This window comes from Corynebacterium sp. 335C (assembly GCF_053525695.1).
Genome location: NZ_JASTTB010000001.1, coordinates 499,645 through 519,228 on the forward strand (window position 1 = coordinate 499,645; position 19,584 = coordinate 519,228).

At 74.3% G+C, this 19,584-nt stretch carries 15 protein-coding genes and 3 tRNA genes; 6 read left to right on the forward strand and 12 right to left on the reverse strand.

Annotated elements, in window-relative coordinates; translation table 11 throughout:
* Positions 1 to 620: 620 nt before the first annotated feature.
* The 6 genes from QQS41_RS02185 to QQS41_RS02210 form a co-directional block, all read right to left on the reverse strand.
* Entirely contained in the window at positions 621 to 2,351 is a 1,731-nt protein-coding gene (locus tag QQS41_RS02185) for an ABC transporter permease subunit (RefSeq protein ID WP_448851056.1), read from the reverse strand.
* Complete coding sequence (locus QQS41_RS02190; protein ID WP_448851057.1) at positions 2,348 to 3,841, reverse strand: ABC transporter substrate-binding protein; 1,494 nt, start codon at positions 3,839 to 3,841, stop codon at positions 2,348 to 2,350. The genes QQS41_RS02185 and QQS41_RS02190 overlap by 4 nt, the downstream gene beginning before the upstream one ends.
* The gene (locus tag QQS41_RS02195; protein WP_448851058.1) at positions 3,838 to 5,346 is read right to left on the reverse strand and encodes an MFS transporter; all 1,509 of its coding nucleotides are present in this window, start codon (positions 5,344 to 5,346) and stop codon (positions 3,838 to 3,840) included. Before QQS41_RS02195 ends, QQS41_RS02190 begins: the two co-directional genes overlap by 4 nt.
* A complete protein-coding gene (locus tag QQS41_RS02200) occupies positions 5,343 to 6,023 on the reverse strand; it encodes an ABC transporter ATP-binding protein (protein ID WP_448851059.1) in 681 nt (226 codons plus the stop codon). Before QQS41_RS02200 ends, QQS41_RS02195 begins: the two co-directional genes overlap by 4 nt.
* Positions 6,007 to 6,648, reverse strand: coding sequence for an ATP-binding cassette domain-containing protein (locus tag QQS41_RS02205; protein ID WP_448851060.1), 642 nt, complete (start codon positions 6,646 to 6,648; stop codon positions 6,007 to 6,009). Before QQS41_RS02205 ends, QQS41_RS02200 begins: the two co-directional genes overlap by 17 nt.
* Before the next feature lie 457 nt (positions 6,649 to 7,105).
* Positions 7,106 to 7,178: transfer RNA gene (locus QQS41_RS02210), tRNA-Glu, on the reverse strand.
* Between the two features lie 212 nt (positions 7,179 to 7,390).
* On the opposite strand from QQS41_RS02210, the gene QQS41_RS02215 reads away from it, so the two are divergent.
* Positions 7,391 to 8,164, forward strand: coding sequence for a metal-dependent transcriptional regulator (locus QQS41_RS02215; protein ID WP_448851061.1), 774 nt, complete (start codon positions 7,391 to 7,393; stop codon positions 8,162 to 8,164).
* A 477-nt stretch (positions 8,165 to 8,641) separates the two neighbouring features.
* Here QQS41_RS02215 and QQS41_RS02220 read toward each other — a convergent pair whose 3' ends face one another.
* Positions 8,642 to 9,382 (reverse strand): flavin reductase family protein, encoded by a 741-nt coding sequence (locus QQS41_RS02220; RefSeq protein WP_448851062.1) that lies wholly within the window; start codon positions 9,380 to 9,382, stop codon positions 8,642 to 8,644.
* A gap of 360 nt (positions 9,383 to 9,742) precedes the next feature.
* On the opposite strand from QQS41_RS02220, the gene nrdI reads away from it, so the two are divergent.
* Both nrdI and QQS41_RS02230 read left to right on the forward strand, forming a co-directional pair.
* The gene (nrdI, locus tag QQS41_RS02225; RefSeq protein ID WP_448851063.1) at positions 9,743 to 10,165 is read left to right on the forward strand and encodes a class Ib ribonucleoside-diphosphate reductase assembly flavoprotein NrdI; all 423 of its coding nucleotides are present in this window, start codon (positions 9,743 to 9,745) and stop codon (positions 10,163 to 10,165) included.
* 77 nt (positions 10,166 to 10,242) lie between these two features.
* Positions 10,243 to 11,991 (forward strand): formate--tetrahydrofolate ligase, encoded by a 1,749-nt coding sequence (locus QQS41_RS02230; protein ID WP_448851945.1) that lies wholly within the window; start codon positions 10,243 to 10,245, stop codon positions 11,989 to 11,991.
* Positions 11,992 to 12,189: 198 nt separating this feature from the next.
* On the opposite strand, the gene QQS41_RS02235 is transcribed toward QQS41_RS02230, so the two are convergent.
* From QQS41_RS02235 to gltX, 3 genes are all read right to left on the reverse strand, one after another.
* Positions 12,190 to 12,262: transfer RNA gene (locus QQS41_RS02235), tRNA-Glu, on the reverse strand.
* Between the two features lie 21 nt (positions 12,263 to 12,283).
* Positions 12,284 to 12,355, reverse strand: a tRNA-Gln gene (locus QQS41_RS02240).
* A 247-nt stretch (positions 12,356 to 12,602) separates the two neighbouring features.
* Entirely contained in the window at positions 12,603 to 14,102 is a 1,500-nt protein-coding gene (gltX, locus tag QQS41_RS02245; RefSeq protein ID WP_448851064.1) for a glutamate--tRNA ligase, read from the reverse strand.
* 217 nt (positions 14,103 to 14,319) lie between these two features.
* Between gltX and QQS41_RS02250 the strand changes: the two genes are divergently transcribed.
* The gene (locus QQS41_RS02250; protein ID WP_448851065.1) at positions 14,320 to 15,411 is read left to right on the forward strand and encodes an SLAC1 family transporter; all 1,092 of its coding nucleotides are present in this window, start codon (positions 14,320 to 14,322) and stop codon (positions 15,409 to 15,411) included.
* A gap of 28 nt (positions 15,412 to 15,439) precedes the next feature.
* Here the strand turns inward: QQS41_RS02250 and QQS41_RS02255 are convergent, their stop codons facing one another.
* Positions 15,440 to 16,195 carry a TIM barrel protein gene (locus QQS41_RS02255; protein ID WP_448851066.1) on the reverse strand — a complete coding sequence of 252 codons (756 nt, stop codon included), beginning with the start codon at positions 16,193 to 16,195 and terminating at the stop codon, positions 15,440 to 15,442.
* A gap of 128 nt (positions 16,196 to 16,323) precedes the next feature.
* Here QQS41_RS02255 and QQS41_RS02260 point away from each other — a divergent pair, with 128 nt between their 5' ends.
* Both QQS41_RS02260 and QQS41_RS02265 read left to right on the forward strand, forming a co-directional pair.
* Positions 16,324 to 17,169, forward strand: a complete 846-nt coding sequence (locus tag QQS41_RS02260; protein WP_448851067.1) for an SDR family oxidoreductase — start codon at positions 16,324 to 16,326, stop codon at positions 17,167 to 17,169.
* A gap of 218 nt (positions 17,170 to 17,387) precedes the next feature.
* Positions 17,388 to 18,542 (forward strand): isochorismate synthase, encoded by a 1,155-nt coding sequence (locus QQS41_RS02265; RefSeq protein WP_448851068.1) that lies wholly within the window; start codon positions 17,388 to 17,390, stop codon positions 18,540 to 18,542.
* 223 nt (positions 18,543 to 18,765) lie between these two features.
* On the opposite strand, the gene QQS41_RS02270 is transcribed toward QQS41_RS02265, so the two are convergent.
* Positions 18,766 to 19,554, reverse strand: a complete 789-nt coding sequence (locus QQS41_RS02270; RefSeq protein WP_448851069.1) for a fumarylacetoacetate hydrolase family protein — start codon at positions 19,552 to 19,554, stop codon at positions 18,766 to 18,768.
* Positions 19,555 to 19,584: the final 30 nt, after the last annotated feature.

Sequence of the window (19,584 nt, forward strand, 5' to 3'; positions counted from 1 at the left end):
CGCCGCTCGCGTTCATCCCGCTAAACCTCGTTAACCGCCTGCCCCGACCACGAAACCCGCTGCCCCGGCGACGAAGCTCTCCGCCACGGCTACAGGACGCCGGTTGAGGCCGCGAACCCCGGCTCCGTTGCCGCTCATCCTGGCCTCGTCGCCGCTCATCCCGGCTCCATTGCCACCCATCTCGGCCCCGCATGCGGTTAATGCCCTTTAGCGGGCCCAACACCTCAGATCGGGCGACAAAACCCCAGGACCATTCGTGCGTTGGGCCCGCTAAAGCGCGTTAACCGCCCACAGCGGGGCTCGACGCCCGCCGGAACCGCCCGCCGCGACCGCTCCGACATGGGCCCCGCCGACCGCCACAACGGGTTAATGGGATTTAGCGGCCTGAACGCGTCAGAATCCGCAGCAAAACCCCAGGACACGAATCCCGTTCAGGCCGCTAAACCTCGTTCACCCCGGATGGGTGCCGGCAGTGAAGGACGCCGGTCACGAAAGGCCCCGGCGGTGCGGACGGCGCCCTCCCCGGGAACGACGACGCCGCCCGGCTCCCCGAGATGAGGAGCCGGGCGGCGCCAACCAGGCGGCGCGCTGCCGAACCGCCGGCCAGGCGAAACCCGCCGTCAGACCTTCGCGGCCCGACGGTCCGTCAGCACCGCGGCGAGCACTCCGAGGGCGACCAGGCACACCGTCGGGCCGAGCGCCATCCACGGCGCGCGGGTGAGGTATCCGGTGGCCTCGTTGAGCACGACGCCCCACTCGGGGCTGTCGTGCACGGCGCCGACGCCGAGGAAGCCGAGGGCGGCCAGCGCCAGCGCGTTGTGCGCGATGCGGCCGACGGCGTGCCGCACCGTGGCGGGCACGGTGATGGGCAGGACGTGGCGGCGCAGCAGGTGCCCCTTGGAGGCGCCCATGATCTCCGCGTACCGGTAGTGGCCGGTGGCGCGGGCCTCCTCCGCGACGGCGGCGCAGTGCGCGGCCAGCGGGATCCAGCCGGCGAGGATGACGGCGATGGCCGCGGTCCACGTGGACGGGCCGAAGACGCCGGCGAGGATGAGGCCCATGAGGATGGCGGGCATCGCGTTGAGGGCCTCGCCGATCTGCTGCACCCAGCGGCCCATGTGGCCCAGCACGATGCCGAGCACCGCGCACACGGCGGTGATGATGACGGCGACGCCGATGGAGTACACGGCGCCGTCGGCGAGCCGAGCCCACAGGTCGCGGCCGAGCTGGTCGGTGCCCAGCGGGTGGGCGGTCGACGCGTCGGCGAGCCGCGCCGTCGGGTCGATCGACGCGTCCCGGAACAGGCCGGCGAACACCAGCACCAGCGGCACGAGCGCGACCCACGCCCACACCATCGACGGGCCGCGCTGCGGCGCCCTCGCCGCCGCGAGCCCGGCGACGTCGCCCTCCAGCGGGGCGAGCAGCCGGCGGCGCAGGAAGTGCGTCAGCAGGCCGATGACGGCGCCGAGGACGAGGACGATGGTGACCGCGGCCTGGATGACCGGGATGTCCTGGTCCTGGGCGGCGGAGACGACGGTGCGGCCGAAGCCCGGGATGTTGTAGGTGACCTCGACGGCTGCGGTCGCGGTGACGGTGCCGGCGAAGTACAGTGCGAGGATCGGGATGGTGGGGATGAACGCGCGGGCCAGCAGGTGGCGGGCGATGACGCCGGTGCCGACGCCGTTGACGCGCCACGACTCGACCCACGCCTCGCCGCAGGCGGCGTCGGCCGAGATGAGCAGCACGCGGCCGTACATGCCTCCGGCGGCGACGGCGAGCGCGATGACGGGCAGCACCATGTGCAGCGGGCCCTCCCATCCGGAGATGGGGAACCAGCCGAGCTTGAGCGCGAAGATCCACATCAGCACGACGGCGAGGACGAAGTCCGGCAGGGCGGAGAGCCCGGCGAGGACGGTGGCCGCCGCTCCCCCGGGCCGGCGCCCGCGTGCGGCGGCGGTGAGTCGGGGCGTGACGACGGCGACCGCGATCAGCGTGGACACCACGAGCGCGGCGAAGGTCAGCGAGATGGAGATGCCGAGGCCGCCGAGCGCGGCGCCCATGGCGTCCTGGCCCTGGTCGACCCAGGAGGGGCCGAAGTCGCCGAGCAGCGGCCCGGACACCCAGCCGGCGAGGGACTCCCAGGGGGTGGACGGGAGGTCGAAGTCCTCGCGGATGCGGGCCAGCAGCTCGGGGGTCGCGGCGCGCTGGGCCTCGCGGGCGCGGAGCACCGACAGGGCGGGCTCGCGTCCGGTGAACCAGGGCAGCATCGTCGTCAGGAGGTTGCCGGCGAGGACGGCACCGGCGGCGATGGCGACGGGCCCGACGATGGCCCGGATCCGCGTGCCCGTCATGAGCGGGAAGTCTCCACGGTCACGAAGTAGCGCTCCATCGGGTCGAGGTTGACGTTCTCGACGTCGCGGGTGCCGACGTGGGAGTGCTCGAAGCTGATCGGCACGACGATGCCGGAGGCGACGAGCTCGCCGGCGATTTCGGCGGCGCGGCGGAGGCGGCCCTCATCGTCGCCGAGCTGCCCGGCCTCCTCGATCTTGGCGTCGAAATCCGAGTCGCACAGCTGGGAGAGGTTGTAGCCGCCGTCGCAGGTGTAGTCGGACTCGAGGTAGGCGACGGGGTCGGAGGCGCCGAGCATGTAATTGCGGGAGCCGACGACGGCGTCGAATTCGCCGTCCATGAGCTGGGGCTCGAGGGCCTCGAACTCGCCGGTGACGACCTCGACGTCGAAGCCGGCCTTGCGCAGCTGCTCGGCGACCACGGAGGCGACCTCGGGCAGCTCGGGGCGGTCGGTCCAGGTGGCGAGGCGGACGGTGCCGCGGCCCTCGCCCGGGTCGACGAGGTCGCCGGGCTCGACGTCGGCCCACTCCTGGTCGGGGTTGAACAGGTGGCCGTCGGCGGCGGTGGCGTGGCCCTCGTAGATGGTGTCGACGATGAGGCCGTCGTCGATGGCCTCGGCGGCGGCGGTGCGCATGGCCTCGTCGGCGAAGACGCCCTTCTCGGTGTTGAGGTTGAGCAGGACGCCGCGGGTGAGGGTCTCCTCGTTGACGTCGGCGTCGCCGAGGTCGGCGAGCTGGGCGACGGGGAGGGCCTGGGCGATGTTGACGTCGCCGGCGCGCAGGGCGTTGGCGCGGGTGGCGGCCTCGGGCATGAAGGTGACGTCGAGGCCGGCGGCGCCGGGCTCGCCGCCCCAGTAGTCGGGGTTGGCGTCGGCGGTGAAGCCGGTGGCGCCGTCGAGGGAGACGATCTTGTAGGGGCCGGTGCCGTGGCCGACGGGGTCGGGGTTCTCGCCGCCGTAGGCCGCCTCGGCGAGGATGACGGTGCCGGCGTCGGAGAAGCGGCGGACGAGGACGGGGTCGTCGGAGTCGGTGGTGACGGTGAGCTCGCGCTCGCCGGTGGCCTCGAAGGTGAAGTCGCCGTCGCCGAGGCCCTCGGGGCGGGTGGCGGCGTCGGCGGCGTCGCGCAGGGCGTTGGCGGCGGCCTCGGCGGTCAGCGGGGTGCCGTCGTGGAAGGTGACGCCCTCGCGGAGGGTGAAGACGGCGGTGCGCTCGTCGGGGGTGTCCCAGGATTCGGCGAGCGCGGGAACGACCTTGGCGTCCTTGTCGACGTTCACCAGGGTCTCGGCGACGCCGGTGCGGGTGTTGGTCAGCGCGTCGTCGGAGTACGGCGACAGGCCGGCGACGGGCTGGAAGGCCATGGCGAAGGAGATGCGCTCGCCGGCCTCGCCGGAGCCGTCGCCGCCGTCGGTGAAGCAGCCGCCGAGGGTGAGGGCGGTGCCGGCCGCCACGGCGATGGCGGTGGCGCGGCGCAGCCGCGGGTGTCGGGTGGTCATCGGTCGTCTCCTGTCGTCGGGGATGGGGTCGTGGAAGTTCGGGTGGCGTCCGCGTGCGCGGGGTCGCCGTCGTCACGCGCGTCGCGGGACGCGGCGCGTTCGCTGTTGCTTTGCGACGTGCCGGGCGCGGCCTCCGCGCCTCCCGCACGGCGCTGCGCCATGCGGCGCAGGCCGTAGGCGGAGACGCACATGACCGCGGCCAGGACCAGCCACGGGACGGTCGCGGCGGCGCCGGGCGCCTCGGCGGCGTCGAGCATCCCGCCCAGCGCCGTCGACGCGATCAGCACGGCGAGGCCGCCGAAGCTGCTGAGGAAGCCGTAGTAGCTGCCCAGGTCGCGGTTGCCGCCGAGGTCGCCGACGAGGTCGCGGGCGACGGGCACGGCGATCATCTCGCCGAGGTTGAGCAGCAGCACGAACACCAGGGCGGGCAGCAGCGCGGCGGCGCCGGGGATCTCGAACGGCGCGGCGGCGGCGACGACCGCGAAGGACGCGGCCATGACGGCGAAGCCGGCGGTGAGCGCCGCGGGGGCGCCGGCCTTCTCGGCGCGGCGGTGCACCGGTCCCTGCAGGGCGATGACCCAGATGGACGCGATGGCGAAGAACCAGCCGAGCAGGGCGTCGGAGCCCGTCGCGCGGCGCAGCTCCACCGGCAGCGCGAGGTACTGCTGGTTGTAGGCGACGAGGTACGTCGAGTACAGCGCCGCGAAGGCCAGGAAGGCGCGGTTGCGCAGCACGCCGCCCCACGCGGCGAGCATGGAGGCGGGGCGGACGCGGTCGGCGCCGCCGTCGGGGGCGGCCGGGTCGTCGGCGGCGTCGCCGGGGACGGGCCCGGCGGGGTCGGCGGCGGGGCCGTCGGAGGCGCGCGCGGCGTCAGCGGCTGCGTCGGCGGCCGCGGCCTGCGCCGCTCCCCCGGCGTCGGCGCCGATGCGGCTGCGCGACAGCATCACGGCGTGGGCGGCGAAGATGAACGCGAACACCGCGGCGCCGACCATGCACACCAGCCGGAAGCCGACGGGGATGAGCGCGGCGCCGAGGACGGGGCCGACGAGCACGCCGATGCGCGACCACGCGGCGTCGAGCGCGAAGATGCGCGATCGCGTGACGACGCCGGCCCGCTCCAGCTTCAGGCCCTCCACCGCCAGCGTCGACTCGACGGCCGGGGAGAACAGGGCGGCGGCGAAGCCGATGAGGATGACGCCGGCGATCATCCACGGCACCGACGGGGCGAGCCCGGCGACGACGAAGCCGGCGATGCGCAGGGCGACGCCGATGAGCAGGATGGGCCGCGGCCCGAACCGGTCGGACAGGCCTCCGCCGAGGAAGAACAGGCCCTGCTGGCTGAACGTGCGCAGGCCGAGCACCAGGCCGATCGCGGCGCCGCCGGCGCCGAGCGGGCCGGCCATCTGCACGGCGATGAACGGCACGACGAGGTAGAAGCCGACGTTGAACAGCATCTCCGTCAGCAGCAGGATCCGCACCGTCACCGGCAGGCCGCGCATGCTCACGGGGCGAGCTCCGTCGCGGCGTCGGCGAGCAGGCGCGTGGCCTCGTGGGAGGGGTCGTCGAGGATGCCGACGGGGCCGGCCTCGACGCAGCGGCCGGCGTCGAGGACGACGACGTGGTCGCACAGCGAGCGGACCGTCGGCAGGTCGTGGGTGACCAGGACGACGGTGGCGTCGGCGGCGGACAGCACGCCCTCGAGCAGCTCGGAGGTCGCGCGGTCGAGGGCGGAGAACGCCTCGTCGGCGATGATGAGGCCCGGGCGGGACACGAGGGCGCGGGCGACGGCGGCGCGCTGGCGCTGGCCGCCGGACAGCTCGCCGGGGCGGCGGTCCAGCAGCGACTCGTCGAGGCCGAGGGAGGCGAACAGCTCCGGGAGGCGGCCGGCCGCCTCGGCGGCGGCGTCGGAGCCGCCGGCGATGACGACGGGCTCCAGCACGCAGTCGCCGACGCTCATGGCGGGCATGAGCGAGCTGCCGGGGTCCTGGGGGATGTAGCCGACGGCGCGGGCGCCGGTGTCGCAGCTGCCGCGGTCGGGCGCGAGCATGCCGGTCATGACGGAGATGAGCGTCGTCTTGCCGGCGCCGGAGCGGCCGATGACGCCGACGCGGGCGCCGTCCGGGACGCTGAACGTGACGCCGTCCAGGCGCCCGTCGACGGTGACGTCAGTGCAGGTCAGCATGGTCCACCTCCGTGATCGCGCCGTGCTCGACGCGGATGACGCGGTCGGCGACGCGCTTCGCGACGCCCATGTCGTGCGTGGAGACCACCAGCGCGGCCCCCGTCCGGACCGTCGCCTCCCGCAGCGCGTCGGCGACGGCGAGGGTGGCGATGGAGTCGAGGGAGGAGGTGGGCTCGTCGGCGAAGATGACGTCCGGGTCGCGGCTGAGCGCCGCGGCGATGGCGACGCGCTGGCGCTGGCCGCCGGACAGGCGCAGCGGGTGGCGGCGGGCCTGCTCGTCGGTGATCCCGCAGGCGCGCAGCGCCTCGTCGGCGCGCTCCTCCGACCCGGCGACGAGCGCGACCTGGCGCCGGCAGCGCACGAGCGGGTTGAGGGAGCCGAGCGAGTCCTGGGCGACGAAGCCGACGGTGCCGTGGCGCTCCACGGAGCCCTCGACGGCCAGCGGCTCGGCGACGAGGCCCGCCAGCAGGCGCAGCAGCGTCGTCTTGCCGGAGCCCGACGGCCCCGTCACGGCGATGCGCTCCCCGCGCCGGATGACGAGCTCCGGGACCGACAGCAGGGTGGTCTCCCCCGCCGTCACCGCGGCGTCGCGCACGTGGACGCACGTCCGGCCCGTGTCCGCCATGGGCACCTCCGCTTCCGGTCGACCGCCGGGACCATCCCAGCGGCGCCGGGGCGGGGCCCCGGCGGCCACGCGCCCGGGTTCGGCGACGGCGTGCCGTCGTGCTCCTGGGCGGCGCGGCGGCCCCGGTGCGCCCGGACGGGCGGCACGGCGGGGCCGATTATGGAAACAAGGATAATGGAAACGGTTTTCGACAACAAGGCCGGCCCCTCAGTCCACGGCTGCACGATTGCCCGCATCGTTGCTGCGCACCCGCGCAAATGCAGTTGCATCCCGGCCGGCCGGGCCCGCCGCACGGATGCGCCGCCCGCCCCGAGGGGACGGTCCCGCGGACGACGGCGCAGGCCGACGGGCGCGCGAAGGCGCCGGACGAGCGGAAGGGACGGGCACCCCGGGGCACCGGGAAAGGCCCGGGCATACGACAAGGCCCCCACCTTCCGGTGGGGGCCTGCCGCTTTCGTACCCCGTACGGGATTTGAACCCGTGCCGCCGCCGTGAGAGGGCGGTGTCCTGGGCCGCTAGACGAACGGGGCTCGGACGGCGCTTCCGGGGCGACCCGGCCGCGCTGACCTGGACTACATTAGCAAGCACCCCATTCCCCGCCTAATCGGCAGGTCAGGGGGCAGATCGGGGCGTCGTCACGCAACCGCGGAACACGATGGAAACCGGGCCGCGGGCGACGGCGGGCGACCCCGCGCCGCGCGCCCCGTTCCCCTGCCGCGCACGGCGGGATAAGGTTGGCCTCATGCATCTCGAGGACCTCACCGACAGCGCGCAGAACTACCTCAAGGCTCTGTGGGCGCTGTCCGAATGGGAGGCCGTGGCGGTCACGCCGTCCATGCTGTGCGACTACCTCAACCTGAAGCCGTCGTCCGTCTCCGACCAGATCCGGCGGCTGACGAAGCAGGGGCTCGTCGACCACGCCCGCTACGGCTCGATTTCGCTGACCCCCGAGGGCCGCGAACTCGCCGTCCAGATGATCCGCCGCCACCGGCTCCTCGAGACGTTCCTCCACTCCGCCCTCGACTACGGCTGGGACGAGGTCCACGACGACGCCGAGCGCCTCGAGCACGCCGTCTCCGAGCGGCTGCTCGAGCGCATCGACGCCAAGCTCGGCCACCCCACCCGCGACCCCCACGGCGACGTCATCCCCGCCGCCGACGGCACCATCGTCGACGCCGACGCGCAGGCGCTGACGTCGCTGGCCGCCGGCGACGAGTTCGTCGTCCGCCGCATCAGCGACCTCGACCCCGGGCTGCTGCGCCACCTCGAGGGCACCGGAGTCCTTCCCGGCACGCGGTGGCGGCTGGCCGACGCCGGCGTGCACTCCGGCGTGCTGGTGCTGTCGCCGCTGGATGCGGCTGGTGCAGGCTCGGCGGGTGCGGGCACGGCCGCCGATGCCGATTCCCCCGCCGCCCCGGCCACACCGGCCGACGCCCCCGCCACCCCGGCCGGCGACGTCCCGCTGGGCCGCGAGGCCGCGGAGGCCATCCGAGTGCGCGTCCGGCCGCGGAAGTAGCGGGACCGCGGGCGGCGCCGGCCCCGCGCACGACGTCCATGCCGGACGCCGCGGATTCCGGCCATGCCGCCGCCTTGGCCCACTCCCGGGCGCAGCCGACTCTCCCGCACCGCGGCCCTTCACCTGCGTCCGTGCCGGCTAATGCGATTTAGCGGCCCAAACGCGACAGAATCCGCCGGGAAACCCCAGGTGACGGATCGCGTTTGGGCCGCTAAGCCGCGTTAACCCCTTCCGGATAAGCATTCCCGGCGCGCCTGCCGCGCGAAACGCCCCGGCCCGGCCCCGGTCGGCCGCCGTCGACGCCATATCCACCTGGCGACGGACTTCCGACCCCAGTGCCGGGGCGCCACCGAGCCGCTCCCGCCGCCATCCCGTCCGGTTAATGCGCTTTACCGGGCCCAACGCACGAAAGCCCCTGGGCTTTTGCCGCCGGATCTGAGGCGTTGGGCCCGCTAAAGAGCGTTAACCCCTCCAGCATCACGATTCGACGACGCCAGAGCCGCTAGGGGATGGCATTCGGCGGCACCGCCGGGACCGCGAGTCGATGACATTCGACGGCGTCAGACCGCACGGCGGCGGCAGTCGGCGACGCCGCGACCGCGAAGTGGCCCGAGTCGTCGGCGCCATCCGGCGGCGGCATTCTCCGGCGCCACGGCGTCGGCCGCACCGCCCCCGCCGACCTACGCCCGGAACGGCGACGACGGCCACCCGCGCCGCGACACCAGCGGCGGGTCCGCGTGCGGCGGCAGCAGCGACTCCGCGACCTGGCACAGCAGCATGCGCGCCCCGCCGACGGGCACGACGGTCAGCACCCGCGCCCGCAGCCGCCCGTTGACGCCGGGGATGGCGGGCAGACCCGCGGGCCCGGGGTCGCCAGCCGACCGCCCCGAACCTGTCGACGCCCGGCGCGGCGAACACCTCCGCAATCGCCCCGTCGCCGGCGGCCAGCGCGTGGACGAGCATCTGGCCGGCCTCCTCGATGGCCAGCCACTCGGGCAGCGCCGCGGGGACGGCCAGGGAGAACATCGCGGGGTCGGCGGAGACGGGCGCCAGCGCCGACGTCGTGAAGCCGACCGGCTGCCCGTCGCGGTCCAGTCCCGTGACCACCCACGTTCCGGCGGCGCAGCGGGACAGGAAGCCGCGCAGGCCCTCGGCCTGCTCGTTCGGCAGGTTGGACGGGGCCGGCCCGGCGGCCGCTCCCCCATTCTGGTCGCGCATCGCGCTCACCCCTTTACGGTCTTACGTAGTTGTGATTACTGTACAGCGCATCCGCGATCGGCCCGGTCCGCCCCGATCGCACCGCGCGCCACGTCCCGCCCGATGCCGGGCCTCCGGTCCTCGGCCCGGGGACGCACCCGACCTGCACCAGATGCCTCGCGCGCACCCCGGGCCCCGCCGGCCCACACCCCGGGCGCCGCATCCGCGCCCCCCCCTACCCGGGCGGACCACGGAGAACCCCGACAACCCGCAGACCCACGAACCCCGCCGCACCCGGAGAACCCGGAGAACCCCGACACCCCGGAAACCGCCCAGCCCGAACAACCCACGGAACCCAGAACCCCAGAGAACTGGAGCATCATGGCGAGCCTCGTCTACTTCTCCTCCGCATCCGAGAACACGCGCCGTTTCGTCGAGAAGCTCGGCGTCGACGCGCACCGCATCCCCCTGCGCCGCACGGAACCGCCGCTGCACGTCACGGACCCGTACGTGCTGATCCTGCCGACGTACGGCGGCGGCACCGAGGACCGCGCGGTGCCGAAGCAGGTCATCCGCTTCCTCAACGACCCGGACAACCGGGCGCTCATCCGCGGCGTCATCACGTCGGGGAACACGAACTTCGGCGACGGCTACTGCGTGGCGGGCCGGGTCATCGCGCGGAAGTGCCGCGTGCCGGAGCTGTACCGCTTCGAGCTGATGGGCACCGACGAGGACGTCGCGACGGTGCGCGAGGGCCTGCGCCGCTTCTGGGCGTCGGACCCCGCCGCGCCCGGCGCCGCGTGAGCACCCGGGCCGCGTCCGGCGCCTCCGCGTGACGACGTCCCCCGCCGCGCGGCGGTAGTTTCGGGATCGTGAGCGACATGAACCGCACCGTCCCGTCCGACGTCGAGATCGCGCAGGCGCACCGGGCCCGGCCCATCGCCGAGATCGCGGAGGAGGCGGGGATCCCCGCCGACGCCCTCATCCCCTACGGCGCGACGAAGGCGAAGATCGACCTGGCCCGCCTGGGCGCCGCGAACCTGCCGGACGGCGGAACCGGGGACGGCACCGCGGGCGATGCGGGCGACGAGGGCGACGGCACCCCCGCCGCCCAGCGCGCGAAGCTGGTCCTCGTCTCCGCGATGTCGCCGACGCCGGCGGGCGAGGGCAAGTCGACGGTCCTCATCGGCCTGACGGACGCCCTCGCCGACGCCGGGCTGCGGGCCATCACCGCCATCCGCGAGCCGTCGCAGGGCCCGGTGATGGGCCTGAAGGGCGGCGCGTGCGGCGGCGGCTACTCGCAGATCGTGCCGATGGAGGACATCAACCTGCACTTCACCGGCGACTTCCACGCCATCGCGGCGGCGACGAACACGCTGGCGGCGCTGGTGGACAACCACGTCCACCAGGGCAACCGGCTGGGCATCGACCCGCGGACCATCACGTGGCAGCGGTGCGTCGACGTCAACGACCGGTCGCTGCGCCACGTGGTGACGGGCCTCGGCGGGCCGACGTCGGGCGTGCCGCGGGAGACGGGCTTCACCATCACCGCGGCCAGCGAGCTCATGGCGGTGCTGGGTCTGACGACGTCGATGGACGACTTCACCGAGCGGGTCTCCCGCATCCTCGCGGGCTTCACCTTCGACGGGAAGCCCGTGACCGCCGGCGACATCGGCGCGACCGGCGCGGTGACGGCGCTGATGCGCGACGCGGTGAACCCGAACCTGGTGCAGACCCTCGGCGGCGCCCCGGCGTTCGTCCACGGCGGCCCGTTCGCGAACATCGCCCACGGCTGCAACACCCTGGCGGCGACGCAGACGGCGTCGCGCTTCGCCGACGTCGTCCTCACGGAGGCCGGCTTCGGCGCCGACCTCGGGGCGGAGAAGTTCTTCGACATCAAGGCCCGCGCCGGCGGCCTCGACGTCGCCGGCTGCGTGCTGGTGGCCACCATCCGGTCGCTGAAGCACAACGGCGGCGCCGACCGCGACAGCCTGGGCGAGGAGGACGTCGCGGCGATGCGCCGGGGCGTCGCGAACCTGGAGCGCCACGTCGGCATCATCCGCTCCTTCGGGGTGGAGCCGGTGGTGGCGCTCAACCTGTTCTCCTCCGACACCCGGGCGGAGAGGGACTGGCTGCGCGGCTGGGCGGCGGACGCGGGCGTGGCGTACGCGGAGGCCGACGTATGGGCCCGGGGCGGCGCCGGCGCGGCGGACCTGGCGGAGACGCTGCTGGCCGTCATGGACCGCGCCGATTCCGCCTCGCACCCGCTGTACGACCCGGCCGAGGGCGTGGAGGCGATCATTGCGACGCTTGCCGAGCGCATCTACGGCGCCGCGTCCGTCGAGTACTCCCCGCAGGCGCGCAAGGATCTGGCGCTGCTGCACCGCCACGGCTGGGACCGGCTGCCGGTGTGCGTGTCGAAGACGCCGTACAGCTTCTCCGACGACCCGTCCCTCCTGGGCGCCGCCTCCGGGCACGTGCTGCACGTCCGGGAGCTGCTGCCGCGCCTCGGCGCCGGTTTCGTCGTGGCGCTGACGGGCTCGGTGATGACGATGCCGGGCCTGCCGAAGAAGCCCGCCGCCGAGGGCATCGCCGTCGCCCCCGACGGCCGGATCACGGGCCTGTTCTAGGCGGGGTGCGCCCGGCGGGACCGGTCGCCGCGGGCGCGGGTCGGGGTGGTGCGTGACGACGCCTCCCGCCCCGGCCCCCGCCCCCGGGCCGACTCCGGCGCCCGCCCGGGTCCCGCGTGACGACGCCTCCCGCCCCGGCTCCCCGCCCCGGACACGACGAAGGCCCTCCCACCGAAGTGGGAGGGCCTCGCCTCGTTGTACCCCGTACGGGATTTGAACCCGTGCCGCCGCCGTGAGAGGGCGGTGTCCTGGGCCGCTAGACGAACGGGGCGCAGACTTCCGAGGAAGTCAGCTGGCCTACCAGGACTCGAACCTAGAATGGCTGAACCAGAATCAGCTGTGTTGCCAATTACACCATAGGCCACCGTGCGTTGGTTCCCGGTGGAGTTCCGGTCGCCGCTGCAACGGGGATTACTATAGGCAGAATCCCGGATACGACACAAATCCCCTGGTCAGCGCCGGAAAATGACAGCCATGCAAGACGCTGTGGCGGCACTTGGCCCCGTGGCGCCCACCGCCGGGGCACAGCGAAACCCCGCCCGCGGCCGGCGGTCCGGCCGCGGGCGGGGTTCGTCGTCACGCGCGGGCGCCGCGGGGACGCGGAGTCCGCGCTACTGCTGCGCCTCCGCCGGCCACGGGGTGACCTCGCGGGCGGCGCGCAGGCGCGCGAGCGTGCGCTCGCGGCCGAGCAGCTCGATGGACTCGAACAACGGCGGGGAGACCTGCTGCCCGGAGACGGCGACGCGCACCGGGGTGTAGGCCTTGCGGGGCTTGAGCTCCAGGCCGTCGATGAGGGCAGCCTGGAGGGCCTCCTCGATCTTCTCCGTGCGGAACTCCTCCTCCGGCAGCGCCTCGAGCGCGGCGATGGTGGCGTCGAGCACCGGCGCCGCGGCCTCCTTGAGGTTCTTGCGGCCGGCGCGCTCGTCGATGGAGAAATCGGCGTCGTCGACGAAGAGGAAGGACACCAGGTCCCACGCCTCGCCGAGGGTCTTCACGCGGGTCTGCACCAGGGAGGCGAGGAACGCCCAGTCCTTCGCCGGGTAGTCGGCGGGCAGCTCGTCGTGGCGGTCGGCGAGGTAGACGCGCAGGCGGGTGGCGAAGTCCTCCGGCTCGAGCAGGCGGATGTGCTCGGCGTTGATGGCGTCGGCCTTCTTCTGGTCGAAGCGGGCCGGGTTGGCGTTGACGTCGGCGACGTCGAACGCGGCGACCATCTCATCCATCGTGAACACCTCGTTGTCGGCGCTGATGGACCAGCCGAGCAGGGCGAGGTAGTTGAGCAGGCCCTCCGGCAGGAAGCCGTTGTCGCGGTGGATGAACAGGTCGGACTCGGGGTCGCGCTTGGACAGCTTGCGGTTGCCCTCGCCCATGACGAACGGGAGGTGGCCGAAGCGCGGGGCGCCGTGGCCGATGCCGATGCGCTCCAGCGCGCCGTACAGCGCGATCTGGCGCGGGGTGGAGGACAGGAGGTCCTCGCCGCGCAGGACGTGGGTGATCTCCATCAGCGCGTCGTCCAGCGGGTTGACCAGGGTGTACAGCGGCTCGCCGTTGGAGCGGGCGATGACGAAATCCGGCACGGAGCCGGCCTTGAACTCGACGCGGCCGCGGACCAGGTCGTCGAACGCGATGTCCTCGTCCGGCATGCGCAGGCGGATGACGGGCTTGCGGCCCTCGGCGCGGAACGCCTCCTTCTGCTCCTCGGTGAGGTCGCGGTCGTAGTTGTCGTAGCCGAGCTGCGGGTTCTCGCCGCGGGCGCGGCGGCGCTCCTCGACCTCCTCCTTCGTGGAGAAGTCCTCGTACGCCTCGCCGGACTCCAGCAGCTTCGCCAGGACGTCGCGGTAGATGTCCTTGCGCTGGGACTGGCGGTACGGGCCGTGCGGGCCGCCGACGTCGATGCCCTCGTCCCAGTCCAGGCCGAGCCAGGTCAGGGCTTCGATGATCGCCTGGTACGACTCCTCCGAGTCGCGCGCCGCATCGGTGTCCTCGATGCGGAAGACGAAGGTGCCGCCGGTGTGGCGGGCGTAGGCCCAGTTGAACAGGGCGGTGCGGACCAGGCCCACGTGGGGCGTGCCGGTCGGCGACGGGCAGAAGCGGACGCGAACATCAGAAGACATGCCCCGAATCGTAGCGGGCGGGGCGACGTCGCCGCCGTGCCGGTCGGCCGCCGGTCGCGCGGGGCCCGGCGGCCGCGTCCGCGCGCGGGTGCGCGCGTGTCCCGGGGTTCGCGTGACGACGCCCACCGCCCCGGCTCCCCGCCCGCCGCCCGGGGGTGGCGCCGGCCCTCCCCGGGGGATGCCGGTGGGGGCATCCGCGGTGGTAGCGTCCGGGTCCGTGAACGAGCAGAACGATCCCCGCCCCGGCGACGCCGCGCCGGAGGCCGCGGGCGCCCCGGGCGCCGACTCCCCCGCCGCGGCGGGTCCCGTCGCAAAGCACTCCCTCGCGGACCGGCTGCGGGCGACCCCGCTGCCGCTGTTCGCCGTGGTGATGGGCACCGCCGGCCTGTCGACGGCGTGGCGGCGCGCGGAGCTGACGCTCGGCGTGCCGGGCGTCATCGCGACCATCCTCTTCGTCGGCGCCGCCGTCGCCTACGTCGGGCTGCTGGCCGCCTACGCGTTCCGCGCGGCCACCGCCCGCGGCTCCTTCCGCGCCGACGCCGTGCACCCGGTCAAGGCCACGTTCCTGTCGTCGACGACGATCAGCCTGCTGCTGCTCGCCGGCGCCGGCCTGCCCGTCCTGCCGGTGCCGGTGACGCAGGCGATGTGGTGGATCGGCGCCGTCGGCCACCTCGTCCTCATGCTGGTGACGCTGCGCATCTGGATGCGTCCCGACATCGTCCTGAAGCACGTCACCCCGGCGTGGTTCATCCCGGTGGTCGGCAACATCGTCACCCCCATCGCGGGCGTGCCGCTGGGCCACACGTCGTTCTCGATGTTCAGCTTCTCCACCGGCCTGGTGCTGTGGCTGGGCCTGCTGCCCATCGTGCTGTTCCGCCTGTTCCTCCACGACCACCGGCTGCCCGCCCCGATGGCGCCGACGGCCCTGGTGCTGGTCGCTCCCCCGGCCGTCGGCTCCATGTCCGCCGCGCAGATGTTCGGCGTCCCTCCGTCCGGCGACGGCCTCCTGGCCTGGGGCCTGTTCTGCGCCGCCGGCGCGTTCCTGCTGCTGTGCCTGACGACGCTGCCCGAGATCTCCGCCGCCCCCTTCGGCATCCCGCACTGGGCGATGTCATTCCCCCTGGCCGCCTACGCGTCGGCGACCCTGTTCTTCGAGCCGACGCTCGGCGTGATCATCCTCGCCTTCGCGTCCATCGTCATCGCGTGGCTGTGGGCGAAGACCGTCGCGGCGATCGTCAAGGGCGGCATCTTCGCCCCCGAGCCGGCGCCGGCCGCCGCCCCCGCCGCCGCTCCGGCCCCCGGCGACTAGCCGTTTGCGCGGCGGGCCGTCTCCCGGCCTAGCCGTTCCACTCGGCGGCGACGTGCCCGCCGTACCCGGCCCCGTTCAGCTCCGCGACCCAGCGGGCGAGCAGGGCCGTTCCCGTGCCCGGGGCGCCGCGGCCCGGGGAATCGGCGACCTGGACGTGCTCCGGCAGCGGCACGCGCCCGGCGGACGCGTCGGCGAGCCAGCGGTCGACGTCGGCGCCGAGCTCCGCCAGGTGGAAGAAGTCGAGCAGCACGCCGCAGCCGGTCTCCCCCGCGAGGTCCGCGGCGAGCCACGGGTCGCGCACCGGCAGCTCCGCGTTGCCGGACAGCGGTTCCAGCATCGGCGTGAACGCGCCGTCCAGGGCGCGGGCGACGCCCGCGAGGCGGCGGCGCTGGACGTCCAGCACGTCCGGCCCGCCGGCGCCGGGCAGCAGGTTGCCCCGGGCGACGCCGGTGAGCTCGTGCAGGCGCAGCACGGCGTCGAGGTGCCCGGCAGGCAGGTCCGCCCGGTGCAGCACGCCGCGGTCGCCGGCGGCCATGTCGCCGCCCCACAGGTTCACGGCGACGAGGCGGACGCCGGCCTCCCCCAGCCCGTCGGCGAAGCGGCGCAGCTCGTCGTCGGAGGGGTCCGGCACGGCGAAGGGCCACCAGAACTCCACGAGGTCCCAGCCCGCGGCCTTCGCCGCCCGCGCGGCCTCCGCCGGGGCCAGCCCGGGCAGGAGCGTGGAGCAGTTGGCGACGTCGGCGTACGGGGTCCGCGCCGCGTCCGGCGCCTGCGCTGCGTTCATGCCCGCCGAGCCTAGACGGGCGGGGCGCACGCCACGGCCGAACCGGCCCCGCCGCCGCAGGCGAACCGGCCCCGCCGCCACAGCCGAACCGGCCCCGCCGCCGCGGCCCGTCTGCGACAATCGCCGCCATGAACGACGCGACGAACGGCACGGACGGCACCGACGGCACCTCCACGAACGCCCCCTCCGGCGGCGCGGCCCGCAGGACGGGCGACGCCGGAGGCCCCCGCGTCGCCGTCGTCACCGGCGGCGGCGCCGGCATCGGCCGGGAGGCCGCCCAGGCGCTGGCGGACGACGGCTGGCTGGTCCTCGTCGCCGGCCGCACCGCGGAGCCGCTGGAGGAGACGTGCGACCGGCCGGGCATCCGCGCCCGCGTCGCCGACGTCACCGACGAGGAGCAGGTGGAGGCGCTGTTCGACGACGCCGCCGCGTGGGCCGCGGACGAGGGCGGGCGGCTGGGCCTCGCCGTCGTCAACGCCGGCTCCTCCGGCGTCACCGGCGAGTTCGGCGACATCGCCGCCGACGACTTCCGCGCGACGGTGGAGGTCAACCTCGTCGGCGCGTTCCTCACCGCCCGCGCCGCCTTCCGCCGCATGCGCGACCAGGCGCCGTCCGGCGGCCGCATCCTGGTCAACGGCTCCATCGCCGCGCAGGTGCCGCGCCCGCAGTCGGCGCCGTACGCGGCATCGAAGGCGGCGCTCAACGGCCTGACGGACGTCATCTCCCTCGACGGCCGCGCCCACGGCATCACCTGCGGGCAGGTGGACTTCGGCAACGCCGCCACGGCGCTGCTCGGCGGCTTCGGCGCCACCACCGGCGCGCTGCAGGCCGACGGCTCCCGGAAGGTCGAGCCGTCGTTCCCCGCGGCGGAGGCCGGCCGCGCCATCGCGTACATGGCCTCGCTGCCCGACGGCGCCGTCGTCGACCGCATGACCGTCACCGCGGCGGGCATGCCGTTCGTCGGCCGCGGCTGAGCCCCGGCCGGGCGGCGCCCGGCCACCCCGGGCACCCGACGCACACCACCCCGCCCACCCCGGTGCTGCACCGCGTACCCCGCCGGACCTGCCCGGCAAAGGGTTGCCTCAGCAGTCGATTGGGGGCGCCGCCCGGTCACCCGCTAAAATCCGGTGCACGGGCGCGACGCTGCCGGAGGCGAGTTCCGGCGGCGCCCGGGGGAAGGCGGTGCACGCGGATGACGTCGGGCTCCCCGTCCCCCGCCGGGCGCGGCCGCCGGTTCAACAACCGGCCGATGACCGCCCCGGACTTCCTGCTCTCCCGCGCGCACGGTTCGGTGCGCACGCAGGGTTCCGTCGCCACGTACGACGACCCGTGGCTGGCGGCCGAGCGCCTGCGCCGCGGGGCGCAGGAGATGCTCGTCGGCGCCATCCCCTTCAACCCGGACCACCCGGCCGCGCTGACGGCGCCGGAGCGGATCATCCGCTCGGAGCAGCCGCTGGAGCCGCCGGCCCACTACCGCTGGGAGTGCCCGGACATCTCCGCCCGCATCGTGGGCGAGGACCCGGCGCCGGAGGAGCACCACGAGCGCGTCGCCGCCGCCACCCGCACCATCGCGCACTCGGGCCTGGAGAAGATCGTCCTGGCCCGCGCCCTCGACATCGAGGTCGACCCGCCGATGGATCCGCTGCTGCTGGCGGCGAAGCTGCTGGACGGCTCCCCCAACCGGGACGGCTTCGTCGCGGACCTGTCGCCGGCCGGCGGCCGTTTCGACGGCAAGCTGCTCATCGGCTCGTCGCCGGAGATGCTGGTGCGCCGCCGCGGCCTGCAGGTCGAGGCGTTCCCGCTGGCGGGCTCCGCCCCGCGCTCCCGCGACCGCGCGGAGGACGAGGCGGCGGCCGCGAAGCTCCGCGCCAGCAGGAAGAACAACGAGGAGCATGCGTTCGTCGTCGACGACATCGCGGACAACCTCGACCCCCTGTGCTCCTGGCTGGACGTGCCGGAGGAGCCGGTGCTGCTGTCCACCTCCGAGATGCACCACCTGGGCACCCCGATCCGCGGCGAGCTGCGCGACCCGGTCATCTCCGCCCTCGACCTGGCGCTCATCGTGCACCCGACGCCGGCCATCTGCGGCACGCCGACGGAATCGGCGATGGGCGTCATCAAGGCCGTCGAGTCCGACCGCGGCTTCTACGCCGGCGCGGTCGGCTGGTGCGACTCCTCCGGCGACGGCGAGTTCGTCGTCGCCATCCGCTGCGCCGAGGTCGCCGAGGAGGGCGACCGGGTGCGCACGTGGGGCGGCGGCGGCATCGTCGCCGACTCCGACCCGGCGGAGGAGGTCGCGGAGACCACCGCGAAGCTCCGCACGGTGCTGCGCGCCCTGGGCCTCTGACCCGCCGCGCCGCCCGAGCGGCGTGACGACGGCCCGCGCCGCCGCGCGGTCGCCGTCGCAACGCGACGCACCGTCCACCGCACGCAGCGTGACGACGGTGACCCCGCGGCGCAGTGACCGTCGTCACGCACCACCCCGAACACGCGGAAACGCCGGCGCGCGGCAGGTTCCGCGACCTGCCGCGCGCCGGCGGGGACGGGGCCCGCGGGCCCCGGGGGACACCCTAGATCTCCTCCACGGGGTTGGCGAGGACGCCGACGCCCGGGATCTCGATCTCGATGCGGTCGCCGTGCTTCATCGCCGCGGTGCCGACCGGGGAGCCGGTGCAGACGACGTCGCCCGGCAGGAGCGTCATGGACGCGGTGATGAACTCGATCATCTCCGGCACGGACATGATCATCTGCTCGGAGTTGGAGTCCTGCTTGGTGACGCGCTCGCCGTCGCGGGTCAGGTGCGCCTTGATCGGCAGGTTCTCGTAGTCCAGCTCCGTCTGGATCCACGGGCCCAGCGGGCAGAACGTGTCGATGCCCTTCGCGCGCGCCCACTGGCCGTCCGCGAACTGCATGTCGCGCGAGGAGACGTCGTTGACGCAGGTGTAGCCGAAGATGACGTCGTCGGCGTCGGCGGCCTTCACGTTCTTGCACGGCTTGCCGATGATGAGCGCCAGCTCGCCCTCGAACTCCACGTTCGTCGCGAAGTCCGGGATGCGGATCGGGGCCTCCGGGCCGATGACGGCCGTCGGCGGCTTGAGGAACAGCGTCGGCGGCAGGTGCTCGCCGGAGGTCTTGAAGACCTCCTTGACGTGGTCGGCGTAGTTGCGGCCGATGGCCACGACCTTCGACGGCAGCATAGGGGCCAGCAGGCGGACCTCCGCCAGCGGCCAGCTCCGGCCCGTCTTCATGACGTCGCCGAAGGGGTGGCCCTCGATCTCGTGCAGCTGAACATCGTCGCCTTCGCCCTCGACGAGCGCGAAGCACATGCCCTCCGGGTGGGCGATCCTGGCAATACGCATGGAGGACACCCTACACGCGCGTAACCCCGC

What these genes read in the sequence shown, in the direction of transcription:
- QQS41_RS02185 (WP_448851056.1), bottom strand. Translation starts at nt 2,351, where the DNA reads ATGACGGGCACGCGGATCCGGGCCATCGTCGGGCCCGTCGCCATCGCC.
- QQS41_RS02190 (WP_448851057.1), bottom strand. Translation starts at nt 3,841, where the DNA reads ATGACCACCCGACACCCGCGGCTGCGCCGCGCCACCGCCATCGCCGTG.
- QQS41_RS02200 (WP_448851059.1), bottom strand. Translation starts at nt 6,023, where the DNA reads ATGCTGACCTGCACTGACGTCACCGTCGACGGGCGCCTGGACGGCGTC.
- QQS41_RS02205 (WP_448851060.1), bottom strand. Translation starts at nt 6,648, where the DNA reads ATGGCGGACACGGGCCGGACGTGCGTCCACGTGCGCGACGCCGCGGTG.
- QQS41_RS02215 (WP_448851061.1), top strand. Translation starts at nt 7,391, where the DNA reads ATGCATCTCGAGGACCTCACCGACAGCGCGCAGAACTACCTCAAGGCT.
- QQS41_RS02220 (WP_448851062.1), bottom strand. Translation starts at nt 9,382, where the DNA reads ATGCGCGACCAGAATGGGGGAGCGGCCGCCGGGCCGGCCCCGTCCAAC.
- nrdI (WP_448851063.1), top strand. Translation starts at nt 9,743, where the DNA reads ATGGCGAGCCTCGTCTACTTCTCCTCCGCATCCGAGAACACGCGCCGT.
- QQS41_RS02230 (WP_448851945.1), top strand. Translation starts at nt 10,243, where the DNA reads ATGAACCGCACCGTCCCGTCCGACGTCGAGATCGCGCAGGCGCACCGG.
- gltX (WP_448851064.1), bottom strand. Translation starts at nt 14,102, where the DNA reads ATGTCTTCTGATGTTCGCGTCCGCTTCTGCCCGTCGCCGACCGGCACG.
- QQS41_RS02255 (WP_448851066.1), bottom strand. Translation starts at nt 16,195, where the DNA reads ATGAACGCAGCGCAGGCGCCGGACGCGGCGCGGACCCCGTACGCCGAC.
- QQS41_RS02260 (WP_448851067.1), top strand. Translation starts at nt 16,324, where the DNA reads ATGAACGACGCGACGAACGGCACGGACGGCACCGACGGCACCTCCACG.
- QQS41_RS02265 (WP_448851068.1), top strand. Translation starts at nt 17,388, where the DNA reads ATGACGTCGGGCTCCCCGTCCCCCGCCGGGCGCGGCCGCCGGTTCAAC.
- QQS41_RS02270 (WP_448851069.1), bottom strand. Translation starts at nt 19,554, where the DNA reads ATGCGTATTGCCAGGATCGCCCACCCGGAGGGCATGTGCTTCGCGCTC.